This window comes from Micrococcus luteus, assembly GCF_022664405.1.
GTDB lineage: Bacteria > Actinomycetota > Actinomycetes > Actinomycetales > Micrococcaceae > Micrococcus > Micrococcus luteus.
The window spans coordinates 81271-97495 of sequence record NZ_JAKRLB010000003.1 but is presented as its reverse complement, the minus strand read 5'-3'; the positions used below and the strand labels follow the sequence as shown (position 1 = coordinate 97495).

14 protein-coding genes and 2 tRNA genes are annotated in these 16225 nt (G+C 73.8%); 11 read left to right on the top strand and 5 right to left on the bottom strand.

The genetic code is table 11. From position 1 onward, the window contains the following. Positions 1–6: 6 nt before the first annotated feature. The 5 genes from MF605_RS02155 to MF605_RS02135 all read right to left on the bottom strand — a co-directional run bounded on the left by MF605_RS02155 (position 7) and on the right by MF605_RS02135 (position 3131). Entirely contained in the window at positions 7–1671 is a 1665-nt protein-coding gene (locus MF605_RS02155) for an ABC transporter substrate-binding protein (protein WP_134416611.1), read from the bottom strand. Between the two features lie 48 nt (positions 1672–1719). Further along, positions 1720–1800: transfer RNA gene (locus tag MF605_RS02150), tRNA-Leu, on the bottom strand. A gap of 67 nt (positions 1801–1867) precedes the next feature. Beyond that, positions 1868–2356: a thioredoxin-dependent thiol peroxidase gene (bcp, locus tag MF605_RS02145; protein WP_010078986.1), complete on the bottom strand. Its 489-nt coding sequence runs from the start codon at positions 2354–2356 to the stop codon at positions 1868–1870. Between the two features lie 86 nt (positions 2357–2442). Then, positions 2443–2515: transfer RNA gene (locus MF605_RS02140), tRNA-Lys, on the bottom strand. 67 nt (positions 2516–2582) lie between these two features. Then, positions 2583–3131, bottom strand: a complete 549-nt coding sequence (locus MF605_RS02135; RefSeq protein ID WP_095353806.1) for a hypothetical protein — start codon at positions 3129–3131, stop codon at positions 2583–2585. Positions 3132–3235: 104 nt separating this feature from the next. Between MF605_RS02135 and ilvD the strand changes: the two genes are divergently transcribed. The 11 genes from ilvD (at position 3236) to MF605_RS02080 (ending at position 16188) form a co-directional block, all read left to right on the top strand. Then, positions 3236–4963 (top strand): dihydroxy-acid dehydratase, encoded by a 1728-nt coding sequence (gene ilvD / locus MF605_RS02130; RefSeq protein ID WP_036382119.1) that lies wholly within the window; start codon positions 3236–3238, stop codon positions 4961–4963. Positions 4964–5066: 103 nt separating this feature from the next. Next, positions 5067–5852, top strand: a complete 786-nt coding sequence (gene nagB, locus MF605_RS02125) for a glucosamine-6-phosphate deaminase (RefSeq protein ID WP_036382115.1) — start codon at positions 5067–5069, stop codon at positions 5850–5852. A 43-nt stretch (positions 5853–5895) separates the two neighbouring features. Continuing rightward, positions 5896–7116 (top strand): N-acetylglucosamine-6-phosphate deacetylase, encoded by a 1221-nt coding sequence (locus MF605_RS02120; protein WP_134416613.1) that lies wholly within the window; start codon positions 5896–5898, stop codon positions 7114–7116. A gap of 290 nt (positions 7117–7406) precedes the next feature. Beyond that, on the top strand, positions 7407–9308 hold the full coding sequence (locus MF605_RS02115; RefSeq protein WP_134416615.1) for an acetolactate synthase large subunit: 1902 nt from the start codon (positions 7407–7409) through the stop codon (positions 9306–9308). Positions 9309–9320: 12 nt separating this feature from the next. Further along, entirely contained in the window at positions 9321–9830 is a 510-nt protein-coding gene (ilvN, locus tag MF605_RS02110) for an acetolactate synthase small subunit (protein ID WP_002854209.1), read from the top strand. A 35-nt stretch (positions 9831–9865) separates the two neighbouring features. Beyond that, on the top strand, positions 9866–10897 hold the full coding sequence (gene ilvC / locus MF605_RS02105) for a ketol-acid reductoisomerase (RefSeq protein WP_010078979.1): 1032 nt from the start codon (positions 9866–9868) through the stop codon (positions 10895–10897). Between the two features lie 149 nt (positions 10898–11046). Further along, positions 11047–12642, top strand: a complete 1596-nt coding sequence (serA, locus tag MF605_RS02100; RefSeq protein WP_134416617.1) for a phosphoglycerate dehydrogenase — start codon at positions 11047–11049, stop codon at positions 12640–12642. A 64-nt stretch (positions 12643–12706) separates the two neighbouring features. After that, positions 12707–13249, top strand: a complete 543-nt coding sequence (locus MF605_RS02095) for a DUF8692 domain-containing protein (protein ID WP_242821227.1) — start codon at positions 12707–12709, stop codon at positions 13247–13249. Positions 13250–13254: 5 nt separating this feature from the next. Then, complete coding sequence (locus tag MF605_RS02090) at positions 13255–13422, top strand: hypothetical protein (RefSeq protein ID WP_242821226.1); 168 nt, start codon at positions 13255–13257, stop codon at positions 13420–13422. Further along, positions 13415–15040: a methionine--tRNA ligase gene (gene metG, locus MF605_RS02085; protein WP_036382100.1), complete on the top strand. Its 1626-nt coding sequence runs from the start codon at positions 13415–13417 to the stop codon at positions 15038–15040. Before MF605_RS02090 ends, metG begins: the two co-directional genes overlap by 8 nt. Positions 15041–15111: 71 nt before the next feature. Beyond that, on the top strand, positions 15112–16188 hold the full coding sequence (locus tag MF605_RS02080) for a 3-isopropylmalate dehydrogenase (RefSeq protein ID WP_134416619.1): 1077 nt from the start codon (positions 15112–15114) through the stop codon (positions 16186–16188). Positions 16189–16225 lie beyond the last annotated feature (37 nt).

Sequence of the window (16225 nt, the reverse complement as noted above, 5' to 3'; positions counted from 1 at the left end):
GTGCGTTCAGCCTTCGGTCAGCCTGACGCGCGAGAAGGGCTCGTCCAGCTGCGGCGACGTCGGGTAGGAGGCCACGCGCGGGCCGGTGGCCAGGGCCGAGATCGGATAGACCAGCGGCAGCGCCGGCAGGTCGAGGGCCATGGCCCGGACGACGCGGCGGAACAGGGCGCGGCGCGCGTCGTCGTCGGTCTCGGCCGCGGCCGCGTCCACGTCCTCGACGACGCGCGGGTTGCGGTAGCCGGTCTCGGCGCGGCCCGAGCGCGCGAAGGGCTCGAGGAACGCGTGCGGGTCGCGGTAGTCGCCGGTGCGGCCCATCAGGTGCAGGGCTCGGGTGGGTCGGGAGACGACGGCGTGCAGGTAGTCCTGGTCCTCCGGCACGGGCACGGGCACGATGTGCATCCCCACCGCGCCGAGGTCGCGGGCGACCATCGCGTAGACCCGCTCCGGCTCGGGCAGGGAGGGGCGGGCCGTGCCGGCCGGGTAGAGGAACTCCAACGGCTCCCCGTCGTATCCCGCCAGGCCGAGGAACTCGCGGGCCCGGCCCGGGTTGACGTCGTAGCGCCGCGCCTCCTCGTCGCCGACGCCGAGGGAGGGGGGGACGAGGTCGTGGGCCAGGCGGGTGCCCTCGAGGAAGACGTCGCTGCCGGCGATGCGCGGGCGGTCCACCGCGTACGCGATCGCCTGGCGCAGGTACTGCGAGCGCACGCTCGGGTGGTCCAGGTTCATGCCCACGTAGAGCACGCCCAGGGGGTCCCGGGGCAGCACCTGGGTGCCGGCCTCGACGAGGGGGCGCAGCTGGCCGGGGGCGACGACGTCGATCACATCCGCCGTGCCGCGCCGCAGCTCCCGCAGGCGCACGGAGGCCCGACCCCACGCCTGCACGGCCACCGGGTACGCCGCCGGATCGGAGCCGCGGTGGCGGGCGCTGGGGACCAGGATCGTCGCGCCCGAGGCGCCCGGGTGGGCGCGCGTGAGCTCGGCGGTCTCCGCGGCGTCGGCCCAGCGGTAGGGGCCGGTGCCGGCGGGGGTGGTGACCTCGGAGCCGTCCACGTCGACCGTGCGGTCCCACGAGGCCGGCGAGGAGATCGCGAAGGCCGGCGAGGCCAGCGCGGCCGCGAGGTGACGGCGGGGGGAGTGCAGGCGCAGCCGCACCTCGAGCTCTCCGCGGGCCTCGACGCCGGCGAAGGCGGAGTCCGCGTCCCCGGCGTATCCGCCGAAGGCCGAGACGAACGAGGAGGGCGGGGCGACGGTCCCGTCCACGGGCGCAGGGGCGGAGGCCCACCGCTCGATGTTCGCGACCACGGCGGCGGCGTCGCACGGCTCGCCGTCGTCGAACACCACCCCGGAGACCAGGTGGAACGTGTGGAGGCGGCCGCCGTCGGACTCCTCGTGCCGCTCGGCGAGGCGGGGCGTGGGGGCGCCGGTGTCCGCGTCCACGCCGAGCAGCGTCTCGAAGACCTGGCGGATCAGACGGAAGGACTCGACGTCCAGCGCGCGGGCCGGATCCCGCGTCAGCGCCCGCGCCGGGGCGCCGACCACGAGCAGCCGGCTCGGGCCCGAGGAGGTCGGGGCGGCGGAGGACGGCGCCGCGGGCGACGTCGCGCAGCCGGCCACGCCCAGGCCGAGCAGGCCCAGGCCCCCGCCGAGGAAGGCGCGGCGAGTGGGCTGCATGGCGGCCTCCTGTGGCGGGTGACGTCGGGGTCGGGCGGGCCCGGGGAGTGCGGGCGGGGGGACTCGAACCCCCACGTCCAGGACACTGGAACCTAAATCCAGCGCGTCTACCAGTTCCGCCACGCCCGCGCACACCCCGCGCGGGCGGGGCGAGGCCCGATCCTACCGTGCGGCGCCCGGGCGCGGCGGGCGGGGATCAGGCCTCGTCGAGGCCGAGGGTGCGGCGCAGTCGGGCCACGTGGCCGGTCGCCTTCACGTTGTACTGCGCGTGGGTGACCTTCCCGTCCGGGCCGACGACGATCGTGGAGCGGATCAGACCCTCGAAGGTCCGCCCGTAGTTCTTCTTCTCACCCCAGGCGCCGTAGGCCTCGGCCACCGCGTGGTCCTCGTCCGAGAGCAGGGGGAACGTCAGGCCCTCCTGCTCGGCGAACCGGATGATCTTGCCGATCGGGTCGGGGGAGATCCCCAGGACGACGTAGCCGGCCGCGGTCAGGGAGGCGAGGCTGTCCCGGAAGTCGCAGGCCTGCGTGGTGCAGCCGGGCGTGGACGCGGCCGGGTAGAAGTAGACGATCGTGTGCTTGCCCGCGCTGTCGCGCAGCGAGACGGGCCGGCCCTCCTGGTCCTGGAGGGTGAACGCGGGTGCCGTGTCGCCGGGCTGGAGGCGGTGCTGGGTCGTGTCGGTCATGGGCCCCAGCCTACGGTGGGCCCGGGCGGGGAGCGGGGACGACGAAGGCCCCGTCTCCGTGGAGACGGGGCCTTCGCTTCGGTGGGTGCACCCCCCGGGACTCGAACCCGGAACCTGCTGATTAAGAGTCAGATGCTCTACCGGTTGAGCTAGAGGTGCAGGTGCCGCACCGCCTCTCGGATCTCTCCGGTGCGCCGTGCAACGAGGTGAAACCCTACCAGGGGTTTCAGACGCCGCGCAAATCGGGGGGCGTGACGTCCGTCGCGTCCGTCTCCGGGGTCGCGTAGAGGCGGTCCAGTTCGTCCATGAAGGCGGTCATGAAGGCGTGGAAGTCGGTGGCGTCCTCGGCCTGGTCGAGCTCCGCGGTGCCGTCCTCCGTGAGGTCGCCCACCGGCACCCGCGTGTGCTCCGGGACGTCGAACCACGTCCGGAAGCCCGTGACGGTCTCCACCTGATAGCCGCTGCCCGTGTCCGCCACGGTGGCCACGTTGGCCAGGCCCACCTCGACGACGTCGGCGCGGTCCGTGGAGGCCTCGGTCACCGGGCCGTGCGGGTCGTCCTCGGCCACGCCCGGCGCGCGGCGGTCGTGGTCGTCCGGGGTGGAGGTGGGGTCGAACGGGCACAGCAGCATCTCGAGCGGCTGGTGGCGGTAGCCGATCACGAGGGGGGAGGAGGAGCCCGAGGGCTGGCCGTAGACGACGTTGTAGTCGCCGTGGTTGAACACGCGCGCATCGAAGACGCGGCGCAGCCGTCTGTGCAGGGTGGGCGTGTCCATGGGCCCAACGTACGCGGACCCGTCCGCGCGTGTCATGCTGCGGCACCCGTCACACGGGGACGTCGCGTCGGCCCGGTGGCGCCGTGCTCACTAGACTCCGCGGCATGGACTCCGCCGCGTCGACTCCCAGCACCCCGTCCGCCGCTCCCGACATCAAGCCGCGCTCGCGCGACGTCACCGACGGGATGGAGCGCACCGCCGCCCGCGGCATGCTCCGCGCGGTCGGCATGGGGGACGAGGACTTCGGCAAGCCGCAGATCGGCATCGCGTCGTCCTGGAACGAGATCACTCCCTGCAACCTCTCCCTGGACCGCCTCGCCCAGGCCTCGAAGGACGGCGTCCACGCCGCCGGCGGATATCCGCTGGAGTTCGGCACGGTCTCCGTCTCGGACGGCATCTCCATGGGCCACGAGGGCATGCACTTCTCGCTCGTCTCCCGCGAGGTGATCGCGGACTCGGTGGAGACCGTGATGATGGCCGAGCGCCTGGACGGCTCCGTCCTGCTCGCCGGCTGCGACAAGTCGCTGCCGGGCATGCTCATGGCCGCCGCCCGCCTGGACCTGGCGTCCGTGTTCGTCTACGCCGGCTCGATCATGCCGGGCGTGGCCCGCCTGACCGACGGCACCGAGAGGCAGGTGACCATCATCGACGCCTTCGAGGCGGTCGGCGCCTGCGCCCGCGGTCTCATGTCCGAGGAGGACCTGCTCCGCATCGAGAAGTCCATCGCCCCGGGTGAGGGCGCCTGCGGCGGCATGTACACCGCCAACACCATGGCCTCCATCGGTGAGGCCCTCGGCATGTCCCTGCCCGGTTCCGCCGCCGCCCCCTCCGCGGACCGCCGCCGCGACGCCTTCGCGCGCCGCTCCGGCGAGGCCGTGGTGAACATGCTCCGCCAGGGCATCACGGCCCGGGACATCATGACCAAGCCCGCGTTCGAGAACGCGATCGCCGTGACCATGGCGTTCGGCGGCTCCACCAACGCCGTGCTGCACCTGCTCGCCATCGCCCGGGAGGCGGGCGTGGACCTGCAGCTGTCCGACTTCAACCGCATCGCCGACCGCACCCCGCACATCGCCGACCTCAAGCCGTTCGGTCAGTACGTCATGACGGACGTGGACCGCATCGGCGGCGTCCCGGTGGTCATGAAGGCCCTGCTGGACGAGGGCCTGCTGCACGGGGACACCCTCACCGTCACCGGCAAGACCCTCGCCGAGAACCTGGCCGCGCTCGATCCGGACCCGGTGGACGGCAAGGTCATCCGGACCATGGACGACGCGCTGCACCCCAACGGCGGCATCGCGATCCTCCACGGCTCGCTGGCCCCGGAGGGCGCTGTCGTGAAGTCCGCCGGCTTCGATGCGGACGTCTTCGAGGGCACCGCGCGCGTCTTCGACCGGGAGCGCGCCGCCATGGACGCCCTCGAGGACGGGACCATCGCCGCCGGCGACGTGGTGGTCATCCGCTATGAGGGGCCGAAGGGCGGCCCGGGCATGCGCGAGATGCTCGCGATCACCGGCGCGATCAAGGGGGCGGGTCTGGGCAAGGACGTCCTGCTGATCACCGACGGGCGCTTCTCCGGCGGCACCACCGGCCTGTGCATCGGCCACATCGCCCCCGAGGCCGCCGAGGGAGGGCCGATCGGGCTGGTGCAGGACGGCGACCGCATCCGCGTGGACATCGCCGGACGCACCATGGACCTGCTCGTGGACGAGGCCGAGCTCGCCGCCCGCCGCGAGTCCTGGGAGCCGGTGGAGCCGAAGTTCACCACGGGCGTGCTGGGTAAGTACGCCAAGCTGGTGCACTCCGCCGCCGAGGGCGCCTACCTGGGCTGAGGCCCGGTCGGCCCGCACGCCGAGACGAGCAGAGGATGAGCATGCACGCGATCGACGCCCGGGCCGGGGGACCCGCGCCGCGTCCCGGGCGGGAGGCGCGCTGATGGAGGTCGTCATCCTGCCCGACGCCGCCGCCCTGGGCCGGCACGGCGCGGACGCGGTGGCCGCCCACGTGGCGGCCCGTCCCGAGGCCGTCCTGGGGCTGGCCACCGGCTCCTCGCCCCTGCCCGTCTACGACGAGCTCGCCCGCCGGGTCCGGGACGGGGAGCTGTCCCTGCGCTCCTGCCGCGCGTTCCTGCTGGACGAGTACGTCGGCCTGCCCGCGGGACACCCCGAGTCCTACCGCACCGTGATCGAGCGGGAGTTCGTCGTGCGCACGGACATCGCCCCGGAGGCCGTGCACGGTCCGGACGGCGGGGCGGCGGACGTCCCGGGCGCCTGCGCCGCCTACGAGGAGGCGCTGCGCGAGGCCGGCGGCGTGGACGTGCAGCTGCTCGGCGTGGGCACGGACGGGCACATCGCGTTCAACGAGCCCGGCTCCTCCCTCGCCTCCCGCACGCGCATCAAGGTGCTCGCCGAGCAGACCCGGCGGGACAACGCCCGCTTCTTCGACGGCGACCTCGACCAGGTCCCGACCCACTGCCTCACCCAGGGCGTGGGCACGATCCTCGACGCCCGACACCTGGTCCTGCTGGCCCGGGGCGAGGGCAAGGCCGAGGCGGTGCGGCAGCTCGTGGAGGGCCCCGTGAGCGCGCGCTGGCCGGTCACGGCCCTGCAGCTGCACCCGCATGTGACCGTCCTCGTGGACGAGGCCGCCGCAGGGCGACTCGAGCTCGCGGGGGAGTACCGCCACATGTGGGAGGCCAAGCCGTCCTGGCAGGGCCTCTGAGCGCCCCTCGTCCATCGACCCGCCCACCCCGGAAGGTGCATCCGTGCCCGCCTCGGTCCCTCACCGGCCGCGCGCCGAGCAGGCGCCGCAGGCCGCCGCGTCCCCGTCGGTGCTGCGCGCGGACCGCGTCCATGACGGCGAGCGCCTCGGCGGCCCCGGCTGGATCGCCCTGGCCGAGGGCCGGGTGGTGGCCGTCGGGACCGGGGACCCGCCGCGCACCCACGGCCCCGTCCACGACCTCGGCGACGCCCTCCTCGCTCCCGGCTGCGTGGACGTGCACTGCCACGGCGGCGGCGGACACGCCGTCGAGTCCGGCGCGGCCGCGGCACGCGCGGCGGCCGCGGCCCACGCCCGCGCGGGCACGACCACGGTGGTGGCCTCCCTCGTCACGGACGAGGTCGACGCGCTCGCGGCGCAGCTGACGGCCCTGACGCCCCTGTGCGCAGAGGGGGTGCTGGCCGGCGTGCACCTCGAGGGTCCCTGGCTCTCGCCCCTGCACCGCGGCGCGCACCGGGCCGCGTCGCTGCGGGCGCCGGAGCCCGAGGACGTCGCTCGCCTCGTCGAGGTCGGCGCGGGCCACCTGGCGATGGTCACGCTGGCCCCCGAGCTGTCCGGGGCCCTCGACGCGGTGGGCCGGCTGGCGGAGGCGGGCGTCGTCGTCGCGATCGGCCACACGGACGCCTCCTACGAGACCACGCGCGCGGCGATCGACGCGGGGGCGCGGATGGCCACGCACCTGCACAACGCGTGCCGGCCCACCCACCATCGCGAGCCCGGGCCGGCCGTCGCCCTGCTGGAGGACCCGCGCGTGGGGATCGAGACCATCGTGGACGGCGTCCACCTGCATGCGGCCACGGTGCGGCGGGTCGCCCGGGAGGCCGGGGAGCGGTGGATCCTCGTCTCGGACTCCATGGCCGCCGCCGGCTGCGGCGACGGCGAGTTCCCCCTCGGGCCGCTGCGGGTCCGGGTCCACGACGGCGTCGCGCGGGTGGTCGGCGCGGACGGCGCAGCCGGGGCCATCGCCGGGTCCACGGCCACGGTCACCGGCTCGGTGCGCTCCGCCGTCGTCGCCGGGGTCGACCTCGACGCCGCGCTGCGGGCGGCGACGGCCGCGCCCGCGGACGCCCTGGGGCTTCCCGACGTCGGCCGGCTCCGAGCCGGGAGCCGAGCGGACGCCGTCGTCTTCGGCCCGGAGCTCGAGGTGCGCGGGGTGCTCCGTCACGGAACGTGGGTGGACGCGGCCGCCCCCTCGGCGGCTGACTAGGGTGGGCGCAGGCCCGGGATCCGACCCCGACCGCCCGGTCGTCTCACGATGTGACGCTTTATCTCACATTGCGAGACAGGCGGGTGGTCGATGGCGGACGGGGCGCACGGCTGTCGATACTGAGACCACCCCGAAGGACCCGGCGGCCCGTGTCCCCACCTCAGACTCCGCCACGCCGGCCCGATCCGTCATCGACGCGGCCACGGTCCCCGACGCCCGACGGATCCGAACGACGACCGTCCGACGCCCCCGCGACGGACACGCAGCGACGAACGCAGTGAGGTGACCCCATGAGCACGACCCCCCGCGACGCCCGCGCGGCGGTCCCGCAGGTCCCGACGCCGGCCTCCCGCCCGACGGAGACCGCCCGGGTCCAGGAGCGCCGTCCGGCCCCCCGGCCCGAGATCGTCGAGCCGCGGGTGCCCGGCGAGGGCTCCCGCGTCGAGCCGACCCGGATGACCGGCTCCGAGGGCATCATCCGCTCCCTGGAGGAGCTGGGGGTCACGGACGTGTTCGGGCTGCCCGGCGGCGCCATCCTGCCGACCTACGACCCGCTCATGGACTCCGATCGGATCCGCCACATCCTGGTGCGCCACGAGCAGGGTGCCGGTCACGCGGCGCAGGGCTACCACCTGGCCACCGGCAAGGTCGGCGTGGCCATCGCCACCTCCGGTCCCGGCGCCACCAACCTGGTGACCGCCATCGCGGACGCCCACATGGACTCCCAGGCGGTCGTGTTCATCACCGGCCAGGTCTCCTCCGCCGCGATCGGCACGGATGCCTTCCAGGAGGCGGACATCGTGGGCATCACGATGCCCATCACCAAGCACTCCCGGCTCGTGACCCGGCCCGAGGACGTCCCCCAGGCCCTCGCCGAGGCGTTCCACATCGCCGCCACGGGCCGGCCCGGGCCCGTGCTCGTGGACGTCACCAAGGACGCCCAGCAGGGCGAGTTCGAGTTCGCGTGGCCGCCCCGGATCGACCTGCCCGGCTACCGCCCCGTCCTGCGCGGCCACCCCCGGCAGATCCGCGAGGCCGCTCGGCTGATCCGCGAGGCCCGGCGCCCCGTGCTGTATGCGGGCGGCGGCGTGGCCCGCGGCGAGGCCCACGAGGAGCTGCGCGCCCTCGCCGAGCTCACGGGCGCCCCGGTGGTCACCACCCTCACCGCCCGCGGCGTCTTCCCCGACTCGCACCCCCAGCACCTGGGCATGCCGGGCATGCACGGCGGCGTCCCCGCCGTGGCCGCGCTCCAGCAGGCCGACCTGCTGATCACGCTCGGCGCCCGCTTCGACGACCGCGTGACCGGTCACCTGCCCTCGTTCGCCCCCGGCGCCCGCGTGATCCACGCGGACATCGACCCGGCCGAGATCTCCAAGAACCGCACCGCGGACGTGCCGATCGTCGGCCACGTCAAGGAGATCATCCCGGACCTGGTGGCCGAGCTCGCGACGGACCCCGAGGCGCTGCCCGACCTCGCCGACTGGTGGGCGGTGCTGCGGCGCCTGCAGGACACCTACCCGATGGGCTGGACCGAGACCGAGGACGGCCTCCTCGCGCCCCAGGAGGTGATCTCGCGTCTGTCGGCCCTGTCCGGTCCCGAGGCCACCTACGTGGCCGGCGTCGGTCAGCACCAGATGTGGGCCAGCCAGTTCGTCGCCTACGAGCGTCCGCGCCAGTGGCTCAACTCGGCCGGCCTCGGGACGATGGGCTTCGCCGTCCCCGCCGCGATGGGGGCGCAGGTGGGCGAACCCGACCGCGTGGTCTGGGCCATCGACGGCGACGGCTGCTTCCAGATGACCAACCAGGAGCTCGCCACGTGCGTGATCAACCGCATCCCCATCAAGATCGCGGTGATCAACAACTCCTCGCTGGGCATGGTGCGCCAGTGGCAGACCCTCTTCTACGACGGGCGCTACTCGAACACGGACCTGAACACGGGCCACGACACCGCCCGGGTGCCGGACTTCGTCAAGCTCGCCGACGCCTACGGCGCCGCGGGCCTGCGCTGCGACCGCCGGGAGGACCTGGACGACACCATCCGCCAGGCCCTCGCCATCGACGACCGCCCCGTGATCGTGGACTTCGTGGTCTCCCGTGACGCCATGGTCTGGCCGATGGTCCCCGCGGGGGTCAGCAACGACGCGATCCAGGTGGCCCGGGACATGACGCCCGACTGGGACCAGGAAGACTGAGGAGGGCAACCGATGGAACGCCACACCCTGTCCGTGCTCGTCGAGGACGTGCCCGGCACCCTGACCCGCGTGGCCGGCCTCTTCGCCCGGCGCGCGTTCAACATCCACTCGCTGGCCGTGGGCGTCACGGAGGTCGAGGGCCTGTCCCGGATCACCGTGGTCGTCGACGCCGACACGGACCTGCTCGAGCAGGTCACCAAGCAGCTGAACAAGCTGATCAACGTGATCAAGGTCGTCGAGCTCACGCCCGACTCCTCCGTTCAGCGCGACCACCTGCTCGTGAAGGTGCGCGCCGATGCGGCCACCCGCGGCCAGGTCGTCCAGGCGGCCGACCTGTTCCGCGCCCACGTCGTCGACGTGGCCCCGGAGTCCCTGACCCTCGAGGCCACCGGCACCCGTGACAAGCTCGAGGCCTTCCTCGAGATGATGGAGCCCTACGGTGTGCGCGAGCTCGTCCGCTCGGGCACCCTCGCCCTCGCCCGGGGGCCGCGGTCCATGACCGACCGCGCCCTGGCCCGCTGACCGTCCCGATCCACCCATCCCGTGAGGAGAACAGCATGACCGTGAAGAAGTTCTACGACGACGACGCCGACCTGTCGATCATCCAGGGCCGCACCGTGGCCGTCATCGGCTACGGCTCCCAGGGCCACGCCCACGCCCTGTCGCTGCGCGACTCCGGCGTGGACGTGCGCATCGGCCTCGCCGAGGGCTCCAAGTCCCGCGCCAAGGCCGAGGCCGAGGGCCTGCGCGTCGTCGACGTCGCCACCGCCGCCGCCGAGGCCGACCTGATCATGATCCTCACCCCGGACCAGGTCCAGGCCGACGTGTACGACCAGCACATCGCCGGCAACCTGCAGGAGGGTGACGCCCTCTTCTTCGCGCACGGCTTCAACGTGCGCTTCGGCTACATCCAGGCCCCCGAGGGCGTCGACGTCGCCCTGGTCGCCCCCAAGGGCCCGGGCCACGTGGTGCGCCGCGAGTTCGAGGCCGGCCGCGGCGTGCCCGCGCTGATCGCCGTCGAGAAGGACGCCTCCGGCCAGGCCCACGCCCTCGCCCTGTCCTACGCCAAGGCCGTGGGCGGCACCCGCGCCGGCGTCATCGAGACGACCTTCACCGAGGAGACCGAGACCGACCTGTTCGGCGAGCAGGCCGTGCTCTGCGGCGGCGCCTCCCAGCTCGTGCAGTACGGCTTCGAGACCCTCACCGAGGCCGGCTACCAGCCCGAGATCGCCTACTTCGAGGTGCTGCACGAGCTGAAGCTCATCGTCGACCTCATGGTCGAGGGCGGCATCGCCAAGCAGCGCTGGTCCATCTCCGACACCGCGGAGTACGGCGACTACGTCTCCGGCCCCCGCGTCATCACCCCCGACGTGAAGGAGAACATGAAGGCGGTCCTCGCCGACATCCAGTCCGGCGCCTTCGCGCAGCGCTTCATGGACGACCAGAAGGCCGGTGCGCCCGAGTTCAAGGAGCTGCGCGCCCGGGGCGAGGCCCACCCGATCGAGAAGACCGGCCGCGAGCTGCGCCAGATGTTCTCCTGGCTCAAGGACGCGGACGACGACTACACCGAGGGCACGGCGGCCCGCTGAGCCGCCTGAGCCCCCGACGCCGGCCCCGGGCATCGCGCTCCGGGGCCGGCGTCGCATTCCGGCCACGGCCCGTTCGCGCGTCTAGGCTCGGACCGGAGCGCGGGCCGGCCCGCCTCCCATCCCACCGCACCACACCTCCAGGAGCACCCGTGAGCGCAGCCCAGCCCGTCGTCCTGATCGCCGAGGAACTCTCGCCCGCCACCGTCGAGGCCCTCGGCCCCGACTTCGAGATCCGCCGCACGGACGGCGCCGACCGCGCCCGCCTCCTCGAGGACCTGCGCGACGTCGACGCGGTGCTGATCCGCTCGGCCACCCAGATGGACGCCGAGGCGATCGCCGCCGCGCCGCAGCTGAAGGTCATCGCGCGCGCCGGCGTCGGACTGGACAACGTGGACGTGCCCGCCGCCACCGAGGCCGGCGTCATGGTCGTCAACGCGCCGACGTCGAACATCATCTCCGCCGCCGAGCTCACCTGCGGCCACATCCTGGCCGCCGCCCGCAACATCGCGGCCGCCCACGGCTCGCTGAAGGCGGGGGAGTGGAAGCGTTCGAAGTACACGGGCGTCGAGCTCTACGGCAAGCGGCTGGGCGTGATCGGCCTGGGCCGCATCGGCGCGCTCGTGGCCGAGCGCATGAAGGCGTTCGGCATGGAGATCCTCGCCTACGACCCCTACGTGACCACCGCCCGCGCGCAGCAGCTCGGCGCGAGCCTCGTCGAGCTGGACGAGCTGCTCGAGCGCGCCGACGTGGTGACGATCCACATGCCCAAGACCCCCGAGACGGTCGGCATGATCGGCGATGAGCAGTTCGCCCGCATGAAGGACACCGCGATCATCGTGAACGTGGCCCGCGGCGGCCTCGTGGACGAGGACGCCCTCGCCCGCGCGCTCGAGGCCGGGACCATCGGGGGCGCCGGCATCGACGTCTTCAGCTCCGAGCCGGCCACGGACCTGGCGTTCTTCGCGCACGACTCCGCCGTCGTCACCCCCCACCTGGGCGCCTCGACCGCCGAGGCCCAGGAGAAGGCGGGCGTCGCCGTCGCCGGCTCCGTGCGCCTGGCCCTCTCCGGCGAGCTCGTGCCGGACGCCGTGAACGTGGCCGGCGGCGCGATCCACGAGGACGTGCGCCCCGGTCTGCCGCTGGCCGAGAAGCTGGGCCGCGTGCTCACCGCGCTGGTGGGCGAGCAGTCCATCACGGCCGTCGAGGTGGAGATCGCCGGTGAGATCGCCGAGCACGACGTCTCCGCGATGCGCCTGGCCGCCCTGAAGGGCGTGTTCACGGACATCGTCTCGGACCAGGTCTCCTACGTGAACGCCCCCGTGCTGGCCGAGCAGCGCGGCGTCGAGTGCCGCCTCACCACCACCGCGGTGTCCGAGTCCTACCGCAACACCGTCACGGTGCGCGCCGCGACCGCGCAGGGCACCCAGACCGCCGTCACCGGAACGCTCACCGGCCCGCGCCAGGTGCAGAAGCTCGTCGGTGTGGACCGGCACGAGCTCGAGGTGCCGCTGGCCGACCACCTGCTCGTGTTCGCCTACCAGGACCGCCCGGGCGTGATCGGCGTCCTGGGCCAGGCCCTCGGGGTGCAGGGCGTGAACATCGCCGGCATGGACGTCTCGCGCGACGACGAGGGCGCCGCCCTGGCCGTGCTGACCCTGGACGGGGCGCTGTCCGGAGACACCGCGGCCACGCTGGCCGCGGCCATCGGCGCCGCCCGTGCGGCCGAGGTGGACCTCTCCGCCTGACCCGTCGACGCCCGGGCGGGCATCGCGGGGCCGGCGCGCGTCGCCCTGTGTTGAGATGGTGTCCATGTCGCGTCCACCCGAGCCCCGCCCCGCACCCGCCCCGACCGCGCGCGCCGCAGCGGCCCGCCCCGCCACGCCTCCGGGTGTGCAGGGCCGCTGGGCCCGGCGCGCGGCGGGCGGGCTGATCGGCCTCAGTGTCCTGCTCGCCGCCTGGTCGTTCGTCCTCCCCTTCGTGTTCGGGCTGGGCCCGCGGCAGGTGCCGTGGTGGCGCGAGGTCTTCGACGTGAACCACGAGGCCAACCTCACGGCGTGGTGGAGCTCGGGCCTGCTCCTGCTGGGGGCCGCGGGCTTCGCCACGGTGGGTCTCGTGCGCCGCGCGCTGGGGGCGGACCGGCGGCGTAGCCTGCTCGCGTGGCTGACCCCCGCGGCCCTGCTGGCGGCCATGAGCCTGGACGAATCGACGCAGATCCACGAGCAGGCCGGCCAGCTGTGGGAGGCCCTGCCGTTCGCGGGGGAGAACCCGCTGCCCGCGTTCCAGTGGCTGATCCTCGGCGCGCCGGCCGCAGCACCCAGGCCTACCACGTCGCGACGCACGCGGAGGAGCTGACCGAGATGATCGGGGCGTCCGTGCTCGTGGTGGCCCCGTGGGCCCACCTCCACCTGCGGCCTGCGCCGGGCCATCTGCAGGTGACCGCCGACGGCGTCCCGGACGTCGGCGCGGACGACGTCGTCCTCGGCGCGGGCCCCGGCCCCGCCGGTAGACTCGACGACTGTGACTGACGCCCGCGCCCCGTACTACCTGACCACGGCCATCTCCTACCCGAACGGCGAGCCGCACATCGGCCACGCCTACGAGTACATCGCCTCGGACGCGATGGCCCGCTTCCAGCGGCTCGACGGGCGGGACGTGCGCTTCCTGACCGGCACGGACGAGCACGGCCAGAAGATGGAGCAGACGGCGCAGCAGCAGGGCGTGAGCGCCCTCGAGCTGGCCACGCGCAACGCCGCCGTCTTCAAGGAGATGGACGACGACGTCCTGGACATCTCCTACGACCGCTTCATCCGCACCACGGACACGGACCACGCCGAGGCCGTCCGCGAGATCTGGCGGCGCATGGAGGCCAACGGGGACATCTACCTCGGCTCCTACGCCGGCTGGTACTCCGTGCGGGACGAACGCTACTTCGGCGAGGACGAGACCGAGGTGGGTCAGGACGGGGTGCGCCGCGCCGTCGAGACCGGCACCGAGGTGACGTGGACGGAGGAGGAGTCCTACTTCTTCCGCCTGTCCAAGTACCAGCAGCCGCTGCTGGACCACTACCGCGAGCACCCGGACTTCGCCGCCCCCCGGTACCGCTTCAACGAGGTCATCCGCTTCGTGGAGGCCGGGCTCGAGGACCTGTCCATCTCCCGGACCTCCTTCCAGTGGGGCATCGACCTGCCGGCGCCCGCGGACCCCGACGCCGCCGACGCCGACCGGCGCGCCGACCACGTCACCTACGTCTGGGTCGACGCGTTGACGAACTACCTCACCGGCGCGGGCTGGCCCGCCGAGGACCCGGAGGCGTTCGCGCGCTACTGGCCGGCGGACCTGCACGTGATCGGCAAGGACATCTCCCGGTTCCACTGCATCTTCTGGCCCGCGTTCCTCATGTCGGCCGGCCTCGAGCTGCCGCGCCGCGTCATGATCCACGGCTTCCTGAACAACAACGGGGCCAAGATGTCCAAGTCCCTGGGCAACGTGGTGCACCCGCGGGAATGGGTGGCCCGGTACGGCCTGGACGCCATCCGCTTCTTCCTGCTGCGCGAGTTCCCGTTCGGCGCGGACGGCTCCTACAGCCACGAGGCCGTGGTGAGCCGCAAGAACGCGGACCTGGCCAACAACCTCGGCAACCTCGCCCAGCGCTCGCTGTCCATGGTGGCCAAGAACTGCGGCGCCGCCGTGCCCGAGCCGGGCGAGTTCACCGAGGCGGACCGCGCCGTCCTGGCCCAGGTCGACGCCCTGCTGGAGCGCTCCCGGTCCGCGTACGCGGTGCAGGACTTCCACGACGCGCTCGAGGAGACCTGGCGCGTGCTCGGCGAGGTCAACGCCTACTTCGCGGACCAGGCCCCGTGGGTGCTGCGCAAGACGGACGAGCCGCGCATGCGCACGGTGCTGTACGTGACGCTGCAGGCCGTGCGCCGGGTGGCCCTGCTCGCGCAGCCGGTGATGCCCGACTCGGCATCGCGGCTGCTGGACCTGCTCGGCGTCCCCGCCGAGGGCGACGCCGGCCGCACCGGCGCGTCCGGCACCGGCCCGCGGTCCTTCGCCGCGTTCCACGAAGACCTGGTCCCCGGCACCCCGCTGCCCGCCCCGCAGCCGGTCTTCCCGCGGCACGAGGAGCCCGCCGAGGACTGAGCCCGTCCGGAGGGTGAGACCGGGTGTCACACGATGTGGTCCTCACGCGGGCCGCGCGTAGCCTGAGGGCCATGACCGAGACCACACGCAGCTCCGCAGACCCTTTGGACATCGCCGTCATCGGCGGCGACGGCATCGGCCCCGAGGTCACCGACCAGGCCGCCGCCGTCCTGCAGGCGGCGCTGCGTGCCGAGGGGCGTCCGGAGGCCCGGCTCACCCCGTATCCGCTGGGTGCGGAGCACTGGCTCGAGACCGGCGAGGCGCTCACGGACGAGGTCCTCGAGTCCCTGCGCCGCCACGACGCGATCCTGTTCGGGGCCGTCGGCGCCGCGCCCGGGGACGAGCGCATCCCGTCCGGGCTGATCGAGCGCGGCATGCTGCTCAAGCTGCGCTTCGCGCTGGACCACGGCGTGAACCTGCGCCCGGCCACCCTGCTGCCCGGCGCCGTCAGCCCCCTGGCCGCGCCCGGCGAGATCGACTTCACCGTGGTGCGCGAGGGCACGGAGGGGCCGTATGTGGGCAACGGCGGTGCGATCCGCGTGGACACGCCGCACGAGATCGCCACTGAGGTCTCCGTGAACACGGCGTTCGGCGTGCGCCGCGTCGTCGAGGACGCCTTCCGTCGCGCCGACGCGGGCGAGCGCAAGCGCCTCACGCTCGTGCACAAGCACAACGTCCTGGTCCACGCCGGCCACCTGTGGCGCCGCACCGTGGAGTCCGTGGCGGCCGACTTCCCCGCGGTCACCTGGGACTACATGCACGTCGACGCCGCCATGATCTTCCTGGCGACGGACCCGGCCCGCTTCGACGTCATCGTGACGGACAACCTGTTCGGGGACATCATCACGGACCTGGCCGCCGCCGTGACCGGCGGCATCGGGCTCGCGGCCTCCGGCAACATCAACGTCGAGGGCACGGCGCCGTCGATGTTCGAGCCGGTCCACGGCTCCGCTCCGGACATCGCGGGCCAGGGGATCGCCGACCCCGTGGCCGCCATCCTCTCCGCCGCCCTGCTGCTCGAGCACGTGGGCGAGACCGGCGCCGCGGCGCGCGTGCGCACCGCGGTGTGGGCGCACCTGAGGGACCGGGTGGAGGGCGCGCGGGGCACCACCGCCGAGGTGGGCGCCGACGTCGTCGCGCGGGTCTGACGCGCGGGCCCGGCGCGTCGACGCCGGGTCTAGGATG

What these genes read in the sequence shown, in the direction of transcription:
- nagB (WP_036382115.1), top strand. Translation starts at nt 5,067, where the DNA reads ATGGAGGTCGTCATCCTGCCCGACGCCGCCGCCCTGGGCCGGCACGGC.
- MF605_RS02115 (WP_134416615.1), top strand. Translation starts at nt 7,407, where the DNA reads ATGAGCACGACCCCCCGCGACGCCCGCGCGGCGGTCCCGCAGGTCCCG.
- ilvN (WP_002854209.1), top strand. Translation starts at nt 9,321, where the DNA reads ATGGAACGCCACACCCTGTCCGTGCTCGTCGAGGACGTGCCCGGCACC.
- MF605_RS02080 (WP_134416619.1), top strand. Translation starts at nt 15,112, where the DNA reads ATGACCGAGACCACACGCAGCTCCGCAGACCCTTTGGACATCGCCGTC.
- MF605_RS02090 (WP_242821226.1), top strand. Translation starts at nt 13,255, where the DNA reads ATGATCGGGGCGTCCGTGCTCGTGGTGGCCCCGTGGGCCCACCTCCAC.
- ilvD (WP_036382119.1), top strand. Translation starts at nt 3,236, where the DNA reads ATGGACTCCGCCGCGTCGACTCCCAGCACCCCGTCCGCCGCTCCCGAC.
- MF605_RS02155 (WP_134416611.1), bottom strand. Translation starts at nt 1,671, where the DNA reads ATGCAGCCCACTCGCCGCGCCTTCCTCGGCGGGGGCCTGGGCCTGCTC.
- ilvC (WP_010078979.1), top strand. Translation starts at nt 9,866, where the DNA reads ATGACCGTGAAGAAGTTCTACGACGACGACGCCGACCTGTCGATCATC.
- MF605_RS02135 (WP_095353806.1), bottom strand. Translation starts at nt 3,131, where the DNA reads ATGGACACGCCCACCCTGCACAGACGGCTGCGCCGCGTCTTCGATGCG.
- MF605_RS02095 (WP_242821227.1), top strand. Translation starts at nt 12,707, where the DNA reads ATGTCGCGTCCACCCGAGCCCCGCCCCGCACCCGCCCCGACCGCGCGC.
- bcp (WP_010078986.1), bottom strand. Translation starts at nt 2,356, where the DNA reads ATGACCGACACGACCCAGCACCGCCTCCAGCCCGGCGACACGGCACCC.